Origin of the sequence: Micromonospora matsumotoense (assembly GCF_050951065.1) — a bacterium.
Classification (GTDB): Bacteria; Actinomycetota; Actinomycetes; order Mycobacteriales; family Micromonosporaceae; genus Micromonospora; species Micromonospora matsumotoensis.
This window is the reverse complement of record NZ_CP192025.1, coordinates 99,209-112,975: the sequence shown is the minus strand read 5'-3', so window position 1 is coordinate 112,975 and position 13,767 is coordinate 99,209. Positions and strand designations below refer to the sequence as shown.

Annotated in this window: 16 protein-coding genes; 14 read left to right on the top strand and 2 right to left on the bottom strand. The window is 66.7% G+C overall.

The window, feature by feature from the left end:
• The first annotated feature begins 3 nt into the window (after positions 1-3).
• The 7 genes from ACQP1S_RS00580 to ACQP1S_RS00550 all read left to right on the top strand — a co-directional run bounded on the left by ACQP1S_RS00580 (position 4) and on the right by ACQP1S_RS00550 (position 6,687).
• A complete protein-coding gene (locus ACQP1S_RS00580) occupies positions 4-195 on the top strand; it encodes a hypothetical protein (RefSeq protein ID WP_432902000.1) in 192 nt (63 codons plus the stop codon).
• 53 nt (positions 196-248) lie between these two features.
• Positions 249-767, top strand: coding sequence for a DUF2637 domain-containing protein (locus tag ACQP1S_RS00575; RefSeq protein ID WP_432907662.1), 519 nt, complete (start codon positions 249-251; stop codon positions 765-767).
• Positions 764-2,593 (top strand): replication initiator, encoded by a 1,830-nt coding sequence (locus tag ACQP1S_RS00570; protein WP_432901998.1) that lies wholly within the window; start codon positions 764-766, stop codon positions 2,591-2,593. Before ACQP1S_RS00575 ends, ACQP1S_RS00570 begins: the two co-directional genes overlap by 4 nt.
• Entirely contained in the window at positions 2,586-2,756 is a 171-nt protein-coding gene (locus tag ACQP1S_RS00565; protein ID WP_241773897.1) for a helix-turn-helix domain-containing protein, read from the top strand. Before ACQP1S_RS00570 ends, ACQP1S_RS00565 begins: the two co-directional genes overlap by 8 nt.
• The gene (locus tag ACQP1S_RS00560; protein ID WP_432901996.1) at positions 2,756-3,925 is read left to right on the top strand and encodes a tyrosine-type recombinase/integrase; all 1,170 of its coding nucleotides are present in this window, start codon (positions 2,756-2,758) and stop codon (positions 3,923-3,925) included. The genes ACQP1S_RS00565 and ACQP1S_RS00560 overlap by 1 nt, the downstream gene beginning before the upstream one ends.
• Positions 3,926-4,231: 306 nt before the next feature.
• Entirely contained in the window at positions 4,232-4,579 is a 348-nt protein-coding gene (locus ACQP1S_RS00555) for a hypothetical protein (protein WP_432901994.1), read from the top strand.
• Positions 4,580-4,992: 413 nt separating this feature from the next.
• Positions 4,993-6,687 carry a GmrSD restriction endonuclease domain-containing protein gene (locus tag ACQP1S_RS00550; RefSeq protein ID WP_432901992.1) on the top strand — a complete coding sequence of 565 codons (1,695 nt, stop codon included), beginning with the start codon at positions 4,993-4,995 and terminating at the stop codon, positions 6,685-6,687.
• Between the two features lie 324 nt (positions 6,688-7,011).
• Here the strand turns inward: ACQP1S_RS00550 and ACQP1S_RS00545 are convergent, their stop codons facing one another.
• Positions 7,012-8,250, bottom strand: a complete 1,239-nt coding sequence (locus tag ACQP1S_RS00545) for a helix-turn-helix domain-containing protein (RefSeq protein WP_432901990.1) — start codon at positions 8,248-8,250, stop codon at positions 7,012-7,014.
• Positions 8,247-8,567, bottom strand: a complete 321-nt coding sequence (locus ACQP1S_RS00540) for a putative quinol monooxygenase (RefSeq protein ID WP_432901988.1) — start codon at positions 8,565-8,567, stop codon at positions 8,247-8,249. The genes ACQP1S_RS00545 and ACQP1S_RS00540 overlap by 4 nt, the downstream gene beginning before the upstream one ends.
• A 371-nt stretch (positions 8,568-8,938) precedes the next feature.
• On the opposite strand from ACQP1S_RS00540, the gene ACQP1S_RS00535 reads away from it, so the two are divergent.
• From ACQP1S_RS00535 to ACQP1S_RS00505, 7 genes are all read left to right on the top strand, one after another.
• On the top strand, positions 8,939-9,184 hold the full coding sequence (locus tag ACQP1S_RS00535; RefSeq protein WP_432901986.1) for a DUF6284 family protein: 246 nt from the start codon (positions 8,939-8,941) through the stop codon (positions 9,182-9,184).
• Positions 9,184-9,561 (top strand): RRQRL motif-containing zinc-binding protein, encoded by a 378-nt coding sequence (locus tag ACQP1S_RS00530; RefSeq protein ID WP_432901984.1) that lies wholly within the window; start codon positions 9,184-9,186, stop codon positions 9,559-9,561. Before ACQP1S_RS00535 ends, ACQP1S_RS00530 begins: the two co-directional genes overlap by 1 nt.
• The gene (locus ACQP1S_RS00525; protein WP_432901982.1) at positions 9,558-10,358 is read left to right on the top strand and encodes an ABC transporter permease; all 801 of its coding nucleotides are present in this window, start codon (positions 9,558-9,560) and stop codon (positions 10,356-10,358) included. Before ACQP1S_RS00530 ends, ACQP1S_RS00525 begins: the two co-directional genes overlap by 4 nt.
• Positions 10,358-10,519, top strand: coding sequence for a hypothetical protein (locus tag ACQP1S_RS00520; RefSeq protein WP_357767513.1), 162 nt, complete (start codon positions 10,358-10,360; stop codon positions 10,517-10,519). Before ACQP1S_RS00525 ends, ACQP1S_RS00520 begins: the two co-directional genes overlap by 1 nt.
• Before the next feature lie 89 nt (positions 10,520-10,608).
• Positions 10,609-11,040 (top strand): DUF3307 domain-containing protein, encoded by a 432-nt coding sequence (locus tag ACQP1S_RS00515; RefSeq protein WP_432901980.1) that lies wholly within the window; start codon positions 10,609-10,611, stop codon positions 11,038-11,040.
• A 94-nt stretch (positions 11,041-11,134) separates the two neighbouring features.
• On the top strand, positions 11,135-11,368 hold the full coding sequence (locus ACQP1S_RS00510; RefSeq protein WP_432901978.1) for a hypothetical protein: 234 nt from the start codon (positions 11,135-11,137) through the stop codon (positions 11,366-11,368).
• 111 nt (positions 11,369-11,479) lie between these two features.
• Positions 11,480-13,702 (top strand): cell division protein FtsK, encoded by a 2,223-nt coding sequence (locus tag ACQP1S_RS00505; RefSeq protein ID WP_432901976.1) that lies wholly within the window; start codon positions 11,480-11,482, stop codon positions 13,700-13,702.
• The last annotated feature ends 65 nt before the right edge of the window (positions 13,703-13,767 follow it).

Here is a 13,767-nt window from a genome sequence, read left to right as displayed (position 1 = left end):
GTCATGACCACCCTTGCCCGCGTCATCAACCGGCTCCGGCGTCCGCTGCGTATCCGGCTCGTCGGCCCGGCCGATCAGACCGCCGCCGCTCTGCACGGCCTCGCGCACATGGTCAACCACCGACCCGACATGACCGACCGGCGCATCCGCATCGACCTGACCATCCGCGAGAAGCCGATGCAGGAGTGGCGATAACCGCACGCACCGAAACCGCCGTACGCCTGGTGATCCTGCTCGCCATCGGCACCATGGCCGGCGCAGCCGCCTTCACCCACGTCCACGACCTGTCCGTCACCCACGGCCAACCCGACTGGATCGGCTGGGCCAACGCCGTAGCCGTCGAACTCATGGCGATCTACCTCGGCCTGGAACTCCGCGCCCGACGTCGTACCGGTCGGCCCGTCGGCCTGGTCGGCTCGCTCCTGGTCGCGTTCGCGCTGCTCTCCCTCGCCGCCCAGGTCGCCGAAGCGGAACCGTCGGTGTGGGGCTGGACCGTAGCGGCCGTGCCGTCGCTAGCATTCCTCGCCCTGGTCAAGGTCGTCCTATCCAACGCCCCCGCCGTGCCGCCCGCTCCCGAACCGGACCGATCCCCGGGCGACTGGTACGAAGTGCCCGAGCAGGTCACCACCGAGCCGGAACCCGATCGTCCGGCCGACCCCGGGCCGCCGGCTGTCCCGGCTTCGGCTGCCATCTCTGCCCCGGCGGCAGTGCTGCCTCCGCGTGTCGTTCCCTCGAACCGGCCGCACGTCGTCGGGATCATCCGATGACCGCTCCCACCCTGCCGGGCCTCGAACCCGCCGCCCCGACCCCGGTTGCTGTTCCTCGACCAGGGTCACGGGCGGCCCGCATGGCGCTACCCCGCTCGGTCGACGTCCTCAAGGAAATCGCCGCCGAGTACGGCGTCTGCGTGCGCCCCCTCGCCATGCGCCGCACTGACCTCGACACCGGCCTGACCGAAGTCATCGACCTGCCCTGCGGTGCCACCCGTGAAGACAAGTGCGCCCCGTGCGCCAAGAAAAACCGCCGACTGCGGCAGGCCCAGATCCGGGAGGGCTGGCACCGCGACGACGAACCCCTACCGCCACCGGAACCAGCGACCGAGGAACAGAAGGCGCTCATCCTCTTCCGCGCACACCTGGAGTTCTCCCGCGACGAGGCCATTCGCGCCGCCGAGTGGGGGCAGGTCGAAGAACTCGACGAGGGCATCCGCGAGGTCGAAGAAGCCATCACGGCTGAGGGCCTACGCGGGCGGGTCGGACCACCCCACGCGGGCATCGACGAGGACTCCGACGACGACACCGGCCGGCGACGCAAGCGCTCCACCAAACGACGGCAGGACGCGCCCGAGTTGCCCCGGCGCAAGGTCGAGCGGCGCACGGTCGGCAGGACGTACACCGCTGCGGACGGCACCACCTACCGGCCGTCGATGTGGCTGACCCTCACCCTCGATTCCTACGGCCCGGTCCGCCCCGACGGCACCCCGGTCAACCCCGACCGGTACGACTACCGCCGCGCAGCCTGGGACGCCGTGCACTTCCCCCGACTCCTGGATCGGTTCTGGCAGAACCTGCGCCGCTGTGAGGGCTGGAACGTCCAGTACGCCGGCTGCGTCGAGCCACAACGCCGCCTCGCCCCACACGCCCACTTCGCCATCCGGGGCACCATCCCCCGCGACACCCTCCGCACCGTGGCGGCGGCCACCTATCACCAGGTGTGGTGGCCGACGGTCGACGTCCAGCGCTACACCGCCGACCGACCCCCGGTATGGGACGAGGACGCTTCGGCGTGGGTCGACCCGGACACCCGGTGCCCGTTGACCGCCTGGGGCGAAGCGCTCGACGCCATCGACGAGGACCCGGACGCGGAACCGGTGCACGTCGTGCGCTTCGGTGCCCAGGTCGACGCGCGGGGCGTCATGCCCGGCACCACCGACGCCGAACGGACCATCCGGTACGTCACGAAGTACATCACCAAGCACACCGGCGACGTACACAAGGCAACCACCGACCGGCAACGCAAACACCTCGACCGGCTCTGGCGGGAACTACGCGTCACCCCCTGCACCGACCGGTGCGCCAACTGGCTGCTCTACGGCATCCAACCCAAGAAGGCGAACCCGAAGCTCAAGCCGGGCCGGTGCAAGGGCAAGGTCCATCAACGGGACACCCTCGGCATCGGCGGCCGACGCATCCTCATCTCGCGCGACTGGTCCGGCAAGACCCTCAGCGACCACAAGCACGACGTCCGGGCCTGGGTGCGGTCACTGCTCGGCGTCACCACCGACAGCAGCGCGACCGTCGACTCCAGGCAACTCGTCGACGACCAGGGCGCCACCTCCGAACGGGTCCGGCACGCCTGGGAACTCGCCCGACCCGACGACCCGGACGTGGGGCCGCTGTCCCATCGGCTCATGCGGTCGATCAGTGAACGCGCCCGCTGGCGGTCGGAACTACTCGCCGCCAAGGACCGGGCCGCGCAGGGGTCGGCAGACCTTTCGGCAACTCAGCACATGGCACGGCAGGACGGGGAGGAAGACGACAGTGGACGAGGTTCTAACCATCGAGCAGGCGGCGGCCCGGATCAACATGAGTGAGCGCTACGTCCGCCGGCTGGTCGCCGAACGGCGCATCCCGTTCCACAAGCTCGGCCGCAGCGTCCGTATCAAGGCCGTCGACCTGGCCGCGCACGTCGAGTCCGGGCGGGTGGAGCCGCTGACCGCCTCGGGTGTGTGGCGAGACCTTCAGCGGGTGGCGTGATGGCGAACAAGGAAGGTCACCGCCGGTTCGGCAGCGTCCGCAAGCTGCCGTCAGGGCGCTATCAGGCCCGGTACCTCGGCCCGGAAGGGCAGATGCGCAACGCGCCGGAGACGTTCGCCCGGAAGTCCGACGCGGACCGGTACCTGACGCTGGTCGAGGCGCAGATCGCCCGGCACGAGTGGACCGACCCGGAGCGGGCAAAGATCAAGCTTGCCGACTACGCGCGACGCTGGATCGACCAACGGCCGAACCTGCGACCCCGGACCGTGCACCTGTACGGGTGGCTGCTCGACAAGCACATCGTGCCGTACCTCGGTGGGGTGGAGCTGGGCCGGCTGGACACCCCGATGGTCCGCGACTGGCGTGCGGATCTGCTCGGCAACGGCGTCTCGGTGAGCATGGCGGCCAAGGCGTACCGGCTGCTGCGGGCGGTGCTGATGACGGCGGTGAAGGAAGACCTGATCCTGCCCCGGAACCCGTGCCGCATCCCGGGTGCCGATCAGGAGAAGCCGGCGGAACGGCCAGTGCTCACCCTCGCCCAGGTCTTCAAGCTGGCCGACATCGTGCCGCCCCGGTACCGCGCCCTGGTCCTCGTCACCACCTTCGGCTGCCTGCGCTGGGGTGAGGCCGCCGCGCTGCAACGACAGGACGTCGACACAATGACCGGCACCATCCGGGTACGGCAGGCGTACACCGAACAGCGCGGGGTCGGCCTGGTCCTCGGGCCACCGAAGTCCCGGGCCGGCCGACGCACAATCACCCTGCCCCCGACGGTCGTCGAGGTCGTCCGTGAACACCTGGCCGCCGAGGTCGACGACAACCCGGAAGCGCTCGTGTTCACCACCGAGAGTGGGCGCCCGATCTGGCGCGGCAACCTGAACAAGCTCATCGACTGGAAGGCGAACGTCTCCCGGATCGGTCAGCCCAACCTGCACTTCCACGACCTGCGGCACACCGGGAACACCCTCGCTGCCCAGACCGGGGCCAGCACCCGGGACCTGATGGCCCGAATGGGGCACGACTCGCCGCAGGCGGCGCTGATCTACCAGCACGCCACGGCGGAAGCCGACCGGGCCATCGCCCAGGCACTGCACGAGGCGGTGCGGGCGGACCGGAAGAAGACCAAGAAGAGGACGAAGCGCGAGAGCAAGAAGAAGGCAAAGGACTGAAAACCTGATCCAGGCGGAGCGACACCGCTCCGTCTGGATCACCGGGGCCTGGTGGAGGTTGATCGGGCATGTCATCATGCAGTGAGCGAAACGTGACTCGATATGGGGTTCCCTCGCCAGCGCCCGACCACCGGGCTCCGAAGCGAGGGCGCTCGATATCGGCGCCACGTAGCGCTGACGAAAAACGGGCCAGACGACCGAAGGGAGACGTAGCCGCGGCCTCAGGGTCGCACGCGGTACGCCGGGCACTTGCCCCTGCGTCCCGCATGCCCGCTCGTCAGTACAGCTACGTAAAGGATCAACGCCTTGAACTCGGAGACGATCCACGCCTTTGGCGTGCTTTTGCTCCTACTCGCCGGGATCATCTTCCTCTCGTTCGTCGCCTGGCTCATGTTCTGCTACGCGATCGCCCGCTTGCCCAACGGAGAGGTCCTCGTTCGGCAAGCCCCGAAGGTCATCGAGGCGTTCGACATCAGGAGTTGGGGAGATGTGCTGCTGCCCTGGCGGATCGTCGCGCGCGGCTTTCATGGGATCGCCCTGCTGGCAACCAGAGACCCCGGTGGTGTGAGTGGCGAACAGCAAGGCCAGCAGGCGAAGATGGCTACCGGCCCCGCCGACCAAGGACAGTCGCCACCACCGCTGGCCGGCCCGTAATGGCACGCCAATGGCACGGTGCGCCCTAGTTGATCACTGAACATCGAAGGCCCTGACTCGGATTCGCATCCTGGTCAGGGCCTTCGCGGTGGAGCGGGTGACGGGAATCGAACCCGCACTGTCAGCTTGGGAACCGTACAAGATCGGCTGCAAGAGTGCAGGTGGTGCTGGTCGTTGGTGCGCGGCGTGGCCTGGAGTGACCTCGGTTCGCCTGCCCTAATGGCCCGCTAATGGCCCGAACTCCTGTACGGATCATGCGCCGTTCCCCTCAGTGGTTCGGCCGGCCGATGGTAGGAACCGACGGTCTTCGGCGACCCCCACGAATCCTTAAATGAGGTCAAGGTCCACACCTGCCTCGCCAGCCAACCTTGCCGGACTTCCGTTCACCCGGCGATCCACATAGGCTACTGAGCGTGAGCGACCATCTGAGCATCCAGAATGTCATCGACCGCCTCATTGATGGCACCATTCGAGTCCCAGGCTTCCAGCGGAAGTTCGTCTGGCCCCCTCAGCGTTCTGCCTTGCTGATGGATTCGATCTATAAAGGGTTTCCTGTGGGTTCAATCCTGTTATGGCGGACGTCTGAGCGACTGACGCGCGAGAATCGTCTCGGGACCTTCATTCTTCCCCCTCCAGACAAAGACTATCCCGTCGATTATGTTCTGGATGGTCAGCAGCGCATAACCGCGATATTTACAGCCTTCCAGAGGACGCTCATCCCAGCCGAGGCAGATCCGGATACCTGGCTTCCGATCTATTACGACTTCGCCGCCGCCGATGATGTACAAGACTCGCGCTTCATTGCGTTAGCCGACGATCAGGTTGCAACTGACCGCCACTTTCCGCTTTCAGCATTTCTTGAGCCCGTGGAATTTTCTCTATTGACTAGAGAACTTGATGAGGCAAAGCATCGCGAGATTGCGCGCGTCCAACAGCGATTTTTGTCGCTGCTGATACCAGTTCAGACGTTTGAAACTGAGGACCGCACGAGCGTCGCAATTGTGTTCGAGCGAGTGAATAGGATGGGAATTCCGCTCGACACTTTCCAGTTGCTCACGGCATGGACCTGGAGCGAAGAGTTCAACTTGCAGCAGCGGTTTCTAGATCTCGCTGAGGAGTTTGCAGACTTTGGCTTCGAGGATGTTGGCGACGACAGCGACCTAATGATGAGGTGCACGGCTGCCGCACTAATGAAGGAACCGACACCTGCATCTTTGGTCAATGTGAACGGCGCAAGCGTCCGAGATGCATTCCCTCACGTTGAGAATGCAATAAGAAGGTCGATCGACTTCGTGCGGGCGAACTTCCATGTCCGGCATCTCAAATTTCTTCCATACTCCAGCATGTTGATTCCGTTGACCGCATTCTTTTCTATCGCAGGAGCAGGTCCCGTCACGGACGATCAGCGGAAGGTTTTGGTTCGCTGGTTCTGGCGCTGTGCATTCTCGCATCGCTACAGCGGGAATCCTCAACGCAATATCAAGCGGGATATCGACGAAGCGGTAAATCTGAGGAACGGAGATCCGAGCAGTCTCGGTGACATCTATCTCAAGCTTGGAGCCGGGTTCTTCCTATCCAATGCCTTCTCAGGAAAAAGCGTGGCGAGCAAATCATTGATCTTGCTTTTGGCTTCTTTGGGACCTCGAAGCTTCCTCTCCGGTGAGGCGGTTCCCATCGAAGATGTACTAGCTGAACCCAACCGTAAAGAATACCACCACTGCTTTCCGCGAGCGCACCTCGTCAGAGGAGGATCGCATGCCAAGACGATCAATGCGCTTGCCAATTTTGCCATTATTTCCAGAGCAGACAACCGCACCATTAGCGATAAGGCCCCGTCCGAATATCGCCTACTAATGCCGACAGATATCACGGAAATAAGCCGGTCGGCGGTGCTTCCTGATTCGCTATTCCAGGACGACTACGAGAAGTTCCTTGCCGACCGGTCGCGTGCCCTTGCAACTCACGCCTGTACGCTTAGCGAGATTGATGTCTCGCCTCAGAGTTTCATCGTTGAGATCACAAGCGACATGCTTGAGGGGGCGGGAATAGAAATCACCAGGATCGAATCAGCCCCCGTAGAATCACCTGCTCCAGGAAATCCTGCTTAGGACTATTCTGCGTATGGCCGGGAGTGGCTGTGCCGTATTGGGCCTCCGATCTGTCAAGGGGACGGATAGGCTGGCCGAACCGCTCTACACAATGACCCGGTCACCTCTCCAGCACGCCTAGACACGCGGTAGCCCTGGCTGGGTTCATGCATCCTGGCCAGGGCTACCTTCGTGGAGGGGGCGACCGGAATCGAACCCGCATGTTCAACTGGGGAACCGTACAAGATCCCCAGGTGATCGCTCCGTCTGGCAGCTCAGCGACAAAGCGTGTGGCCTGGTGTGACCTCACTTAGCCACCGCAATGGCCCGCTAATGGCCCGCTGCTCAGGGCTGCGCATCCGCCCGATCCGCCAGCGCCTTTAGCTCGGGTGATGCCGCACGGCCGGCGATCAGAATCAGTTCGCGGATTGCGTTTCGGGCGGCAACGTGAGTTTGAATGAGCTCCGGTGCCATCTTCTCGGCTTCGAGCAGGTACGCCAACGCCTCGCCGCTCTGCCTGCGCTGCGCACAGGCACGACCAAGATCCATCGCTAGCCGCGCACGCCGCTCTATCGACAACTGCTCAGCGTTGATTCGTTCCCCGATGTCGATAGCCTCTCCCGCGTCGCCCAAGTCGACCGCGATCGACACAGCCTGAATGTCAACGTTGGTTGGACCGAATTCCAGGTTCAGGTCATTTCGGTCCGCGCCAAGCTTTCTGGCTATCTCTCGTGCGTTCTCGATTTCCCGGCGAGCATCTGCGCGGTTTCCTGACCGCGCGTGAACCAGCGCCAATGCTAGATGAAGCGAACCCAGGACAGACAACGCCTCCGGGTTTGCGGTAGCTCCGCTTACGTACTGGCGTAGAGCATTTACCGCCGTTGTCGCTGCGTGCTCCCCCTGGTCCAAGTGCTTAAGTCGGACGAATGCCTGTGCGAGGCGGTAAACGCCCGCAAAGACGTGCAGTACCTCGCCCGACCGTTCGGCTGCGCTAATCGATCGGTCTGCCGCCAGCCATGCGGCGTCTGGTTCGTCCTGTCGAACGAAAGCGGCAGACAGCGCTTGATACGTGCGGCTTAACAGGAGCCATAGCGTCGGCCGATCTGCACCCTGAGCGGTGCGGGCGGCTCGCTCTAATCGCGGAATGAGTGGGCCGATCGCGGAACTCAGCTCCGCGAATCGACTTTCATGAGCCAGCTTCCAAACCGCGTCTACTGCGGTCTGCAATTCGCCGACATCAACAACCGATTCGGCGACATTTGCCGCAAGGAGAACGTCCGGCACCGGGTAGCCCGATATGGTCAAGCGCGCTTGGTCCAGGTCGTTCGACACGCCCACATGTTCGGCCGGCACCGATGCGGGAGCCGGTGTATCCGGTCGCAACGTCTGAATTGGCACGCCAAGTCCGTCGGCGAGCATCCGGAGAACGTCTAGCCGGTTGACCGGTTGAACGCCACGTTCCACCTGTGAAAGCCAACTCGCGGTGCGGCCGAGGATCGCCGCCAATTCCTCCTGTTTCATGCCACGCTGCTTGCGCAGTTCGGCAATTCGCAAGCCGAATGCCCGGCTTTCTTCTGCACTCATGCGCGCATCAGCCCCTTTCCGGACTCGGCCTGCATGAACGTCACATCGACCCCGCTCAGATACTGCTCTCGTTCGGCAAGGAAACGCTTCACATGGGGTTGTTCCTCGTGAAAGTCAAAGGCCGCACGATCGGCGTAGAGCTCGTAGAACACGCGAACGAGCGGCTCAGTCGGAACGGTGTGGATCACGTACGCCAGCGTGTCCGGCTCCAATCGGTCGATCTCTGGCCCCGTCTGGGCCACGAGCCTGTCGAACTCTGCTGCGGCGGCCTCGTCCCGCAGCTCGAAGCGGACAACCAAGCCAAATCCCCTGCTCACAGTGCCTCCCATGTAGGTGCACTCCAGCTTGACAGACCCGCAGAGACACTGCCAATCGCAGGTTTTCTTGACTCGCAGATTCTCTGCGGGTTATGGTCGCACTGCTACTGCGGGTCGCGGCAACGCCGCAGCTCAGTAGTGCTGCTAGCTAGCCGGTTGGTTGCTGCGTCGGCGTTGCGGCTTTGGCTGCGGCGTGCGCGAACGGACCGCCGTGCACTTGCTTCTTCTCAACTGCATCGGGTCGCACCTCCCACTGAAAAGGTGCCGCGTACGGCCTGGTCACCGTGCATGTCGTCCCTATCCAGCGCGGCGGCGCGAGGGCACCGCCCAGCGCCGCCGCGCTTCCCACCAACTCCAACCGGAGGTTTCCCGTGCGGAAGTACCCCGCCCCTGTCACCGCCGAGCCGACCGCCGCCGACCTGGCCGCGATCGAGGCGGAATGGCCGCTGCTCGCGGCTGAGCTGGACGTTCTCGACGCCGAGATCACGCTGATCTACGCCGAGGACCACGGCGGACCGACCGCCCTGGACTGGCGGCGGCTGCGCCGCGCCGAGTCGCGCGTCACCCGCGCCACCGCCGACCTGACCACCCGCACCGACCCGCACCGCGCCGCCTGATGTCCCGCATCCGGGCCGCCTTCCACGACCCGGACGGCAAGCGGTACGGCATCCCCACCTACTGGTGGCGGGGTGCCCCGGCCGGCTACGCCACCCGCCGCCAACTGCGCGCCGCCGGGCTGCGCCCCGGTGGTCAGGACATCGCCGCTCAGATCCTCTGGCGCGGTGTCGGCGGCACCCGAACCGCCTACCTGTACCGGGTCGACCTGGCCCGGCCGAAGCGCACCGCCACCCCCGCCCAACTCCGCGCCGTCCGCGCCGCGCTCACCGCCCGCCGCACCTGCCGCGTCTGCGGCCAGGTGCGCCCCTACTACATCCCGCGCTCGCTGGGCGAATGCCTCGCGTGCGCCTACCCGCAGCAGGAGGAAGCCGCATGACCGCCCCCACGATCAACGGCACCAAGTACCCGCAGCCCATCGAGTCCCTGTTGCCCGCCGCCCGCGCCCTGGACCTGCCCGACGGGGCGGTGCTCCCGTCGCGGAACCGGCTCATGCGGGAGTTCCACATCGGCTCCCCGAAGGCCGCCGAACTCCTCGCCCTACTCAAGAACGAGCCCACCGCACCCCCGGCCAACATTCCCGACCCGACCACCCCGGACCCGGACCCGGCACCCGTCGTGCCCGAGCCCGCGCCGCCGGCCCTGCCGGACCCGGTCTCCGCGCCGGAGATCACCCCGGCCGACCCGGTTGCCGAGGTCACGCCGCCCGGTCGCCCGGACACGCCCACCCCGCCCGCCAAGCCCGCGCCGGTGCGGTCGGCGGTGGTGTGGCCGGTGGTGCTGCTGGCCCTGCCCGCGTTCGTCGCGATCTGGTCCGGGTGGGTCGGCTTGGGCGGACTCACCGGGTTCGGGGTGGTACACCCGCTGCCCGGCATCGCCGACAGCTTCTCCATCAACTCGGCGATCACCCTACCGATCGGGGTGGAAACCTACGGCGCTTACGCCCTCTACGTGTGGCTGTCCGGCCGGGTGCCCGCTTCGGCTCGCCGGTTCGCCAAGTGGTCTGCGCTCGGGTCGCTGCTGGTCGGTGCGCTGGGCCAGGTCGCCTATCACCTTCTAGAGGCGGCCGGAGTGACGTCGGCCCCGTGGTGGATCACCACCGCCGTTGCCTGTCTGCCGGTCGCGGTCCTCGGCATGGGTGCCGCCCTAGCCCACCTCGTGCGGGAGGGGCGCTGATGTTCGGCAACAAGCTGACCGTCCCGACCACGATCACCGACAAGCAGGTCGATGACCTGAACCGCCGGGCGCAGAAAGCCAACCCGCGCATGTTCACCCCTGAGGCCATCGCGGCGCGTGAGGCGACGACCGCGCAGCAGCGCAAGGCCGACCAGTCCTAACCCTGCCCGGCGGCGCGGCCCATCGGCCTAGGAACCGCGCCGCGCCGCCGGCCCTCATCCCTCAGCCAACGACATCAGGAGAGACCCCCATGTTCGCAGACCCCACCGGTACCCGCGCGGCCGTGTTCGCGGCCGTGTTCGTCGCCCTCTACGTCGCCCATCAGGTCGCTGACCACTGGGTGCAGACCCAACGGCAGGCCGACTGCAAGGGCCAGCCCGGTTGGCCGGGTCGTATCGCGTGCGCCGCGCACGTCACCACCTACACCCTCACCGCTCTACTCGCCTTGGTGTTCCTGATCGCCGGTACCGGGCTGCGGCTGGACCCGTGGGGCGTCGCGGTCGGGCTGACCATCTCCGCCGTGTCGCACTACGTCGCCGACCGGCGGGTGCCGCTGCGCCGTTGCGCCGACGCTCTCGGGAAGAACCCGGCGTGGCTGGAACACGGCGGTGGTCTCTACGCCCTGGATCAGTCCTGGCACATCGGGTTCCTGTTCATCGCCGCCCTGTTCTGCGCGGTCTGACCACCCCCGTCCCCACCGACCCCGGCCGGCTGGTGGCCGGTGGGGAGCGGAGGTTGCCGGACCCGCTGGCAACCCGACCAGGGAGGCACCACCTGTGGCGATCTCGTCCTGCGCCCAGTGCGGTAAGGGCTTCAAGAGTGTGTCGGTCGACGACACCGGCACCCTCGCCATCTGCACCCAGGGCCACTACAACTTCGACCCCACGACCAGCGACACCGGCGGCACGGTCACGACCGGCCGCATCAAGGTCACCGGGCAGTCCGCGATCGGCAACGGCGCGACCGCCATCGGCAGCACCGGCGGCAAGGACCACCGGAAGCGCCGCTGACCCACTGACCACCGTTCCCGATGACCCGGCGGCGCGGCCCATGGCCTAGGAACCGTGCCGCGCCGCCGGCCCCTCACCGATCCCGTGAGACCCGTTGGAGGAACCCCCATCATGACGTCCCCCCACGAAGACCCCCGTTTCGACTGGCAGGCCGCCGAGGCTGAGTTGACCGACCCGGACGGCGGGGCGGCCGAGGTGGTCGACCTGGACGCCGCCCGATCCCGCCGGCAGGGTTCCGTCACCGGCCTCGGTGACGGAAGCGACCTGGCCGACAGTCCCGACGACGATGTCGATGCCGAGAGTGTCGACGACGGCCCCGGCCGGGCCGGTGGCCCGGTCGACATGGCCGAGCCGATCCCTGCCGATGTGCTGGCCCGGCAGCGGGAGCGGCGGCCGATTCTCGCCGAGTGGGCGCGGTCCGGCCGTGCCCTGCGGGCTGCTGTGCGGCATCAGAGCAAGGACGCCGGTTACGTGACCGCGTACCACGGGGTGCGGTTGCCGAAGTACCTGGTGAAGGCTCTCGCGTGGGCGCCGATCGGTGCGGTGCGGGGGATCGGTCAGGCGTTGCAGTGGGCCAGCGCGGAGGAAGGGAACTGGCACCTGCGGCAGGCCGCCGCGACCCGGGGCGACGCCGACACCTGGTTGAAGCTCGACGCCCGCCGGCAGCGACAGAGTGTGTGGCGGTGGTGGGTTCTCGCCGCCGGGACGGCCGGCACCGGTGCCGGGCTGATCGTGTTGTCGGTGGGTCCGTCGTGGTGGCGGTGGGCGGCGGCGGCCGTGGTGGTGCCGTGGTTGGCGACCCGGGGCCGTCCGGCGGACCGGCCGTTGACCGACCGGGTGTCGGAAGGCACCCGCTACCGCAAGCTGACCGCCGACCTGGTCCGCCGGGCACTGACCTCCCTGCAACTGACCGCGATCAACAGCGCGGTTGCCAAAGACCCGAAGGCGATCAGTTTCCCGGTGGACATCCACCGGGACGGCCCCGGCCACCTGGCCGTGGTCGACCTCCCCTACGGGGTGGAAGCCGCCGAGGTCGTCGCCCGCCGGGGCAAGCTCGCTTCGGCGATGCGCCTGCCCTTGGATCAGGTGTGGCCGGAGCCCGCGCCGGGGCACACGGGACGGCTGGCGTTGTGGGTCGGGTACGAACCGGCGTCGCAGATGAAGCAACCCCCGTGGCCGCTGCTGTCGACCTCGGCCAGGGTGGACGTGTTCAAGCCGTTCGCGTTCGCCACCACGCCCCGCCTGGACACGGTGGCGGTGGATCTGATGTTCCGCAACTTCCTGTTCGGCGGTCAGCCCGGATCGGGGAAGACGTTCGCGTTGCGGGATCTAATCCTCGCCGCCGCCCTCGACCCGCGCGCCGAGATCCGGGGCTACGAGTTGAAGGGGGTCGGGGACTTCGCCGTGTTGGAGCCGGTCATGGCCGAGTACGGCAACGGCTTCGATGACGACACCCTCGCCCGCTGCTTCGCCTTCATCGAGTGGCTGTACGAGGAATGCCGCCGCCGGTCCAAGCGCATCGAGCACTACGCGAGGTTGGGCAAGGCACCCGAGAACAAGGTCACCCCGGAACTGGCGTCGCTCAAGGGGTCGGGGCTGCATCCCCTGGTGGCGTGGTTCGATGAGCTGCAAGAGCTGATGACCAGCAAGTACGGCAAAGACGCCGGGGAACTCCTGGAGAAGGTCATCAAACTCGGCCGCGCGTTGGGCGTGATCATCATGATCGGCACCCAGATCCCCGACAAGGACAGCCTCCCGACCGGGATCACCCGCAACGTCAACTCCCGGTTCTGCCTGTCCGTGGCCGACCAGACCGCCAACGACATGATCCTCGGGACTTCGGCGTACAAGAACGGCTATCGGGCCACCGTGTTTCAGCCGGTCATTGAGGCCGGGTGGGGCATCCTGCGGGGGTTCGGGCCGAAGGCGGCGGCGGTGCGGTCGTTCTACGTCGACACCACCGCCGCCGCCCGCATCGTCACCCGCGCCATCGCCCTGCGGCAGGCGGCCGGAACGCTGCCCACGCCCGACGAGCAGACCCGCGCCGTGGCCCCGGTCGCCGACGTTCTCGGCGACCTGGCACGGGTGTGGCCAGGCGACGAGAAGAAGGCGTGGAACGAGACGCTGTGCGCTCTGCTGGTCGAGCTGCGGCCCACCGTGTACGGGGGGTGGGAGTCGGCGCAACTCACCGCCGCGCTCAAGCCGCACGCGGCGATCACGGTCACCGCCGTGGGCAAGCGCATCGACGGTGAGCAGACCACCAAGCGCGGCATCGTCCACGCCGAACTACTCGCCGCCATCGCGGAGCGTGACCGCAAGCGGTCCGCCGGCTGACCGATGCAGGGCTGCAATCGATAGCACCTCACCCTGCTATCGATTGCAGCCCTGCTAGCACCCCA

Bases quoted from the DNA above. Each gene is read 5' to 3' on its own strand.
- ACQP1S_RS00580 (WP_432902000.1), top strand. From the start codon at position 4: ATGACCACCCTTGCCCGCGTCATCAACCGGCTCCGGCGTCCGCTGCGT.
- ACQP1S_RS00575 (WP_432907662.1), top strand. From the start codon at position 249: ATGGCCGGCGCAGCCGCCTTCACCCACGTCCACGACCTGTCCGTCACC.
- ACQP1S_RS00570 (WP_432901998.1), top strand. From the start codon at position 764: ATGACCGCTCCCACCCTGCCGGGCCTCGAACCCGCCGCCCCGACCCCG.
- ACQP1S_RS00565 (WP_241773897.1), top strand. From the start codon at position 2,586: ATGAGTGAGCGCTACGTCCGCCGGCTGGTCGCCGAACGGCGCATCCCG.
- ACQP1S_RS00560 (WP_432901996.1), top strand. From the start codon at position 2,756: ATGGCGAACAAGGAAGGTCACCGCCGGTTCGGCAGCGTCCGCAAGCTG.
- ACQP1S_RS00545 (WP_432901990.1), bottom strand. From the start codon at position 8,250: ATGAGTGCAGAAGAAAGCCGGGCATTCGGCTTGCGAATTGCCGAACTG.
- ACQP1S_RS00530 (WP_432901984.1), top strand. From the start codon at position 9,184: ATGTCCCGCATCCGGGCCGCCTTCCACGACCCGGACGGCAAGCGGTAC.
- ACQP1S_RS00525 (WP_432901982.1), top strand. From the start codon at position 9,558: ATGACCGCCCCCACGATCAACGGCACCAAGTACCCGCAGCCCATCGAG.
- ACQP1S_RS00520 (WP_357767513.1), top strand. From the start codon at position 10,358: ATGTTCGGCAACAAGCTGACCGTCCCGACCACGATCACCGACAAGCAG.
- ACQP1S_RS00515 (WP_432901980.1), top strand. From the start codon at position 10,609: ATGTTCGCAGACCCCACCGGTACCCGCGCGGCCGTGTTCGCGGCCGTG.
- ACQP1S_RS00505 (WP_432901976.1), top strand. From the start codon at position 11,480: ATGACGTCCCCCCACGAAGACCCCCGTTTCGACTGGCAGGCCGCCGAG.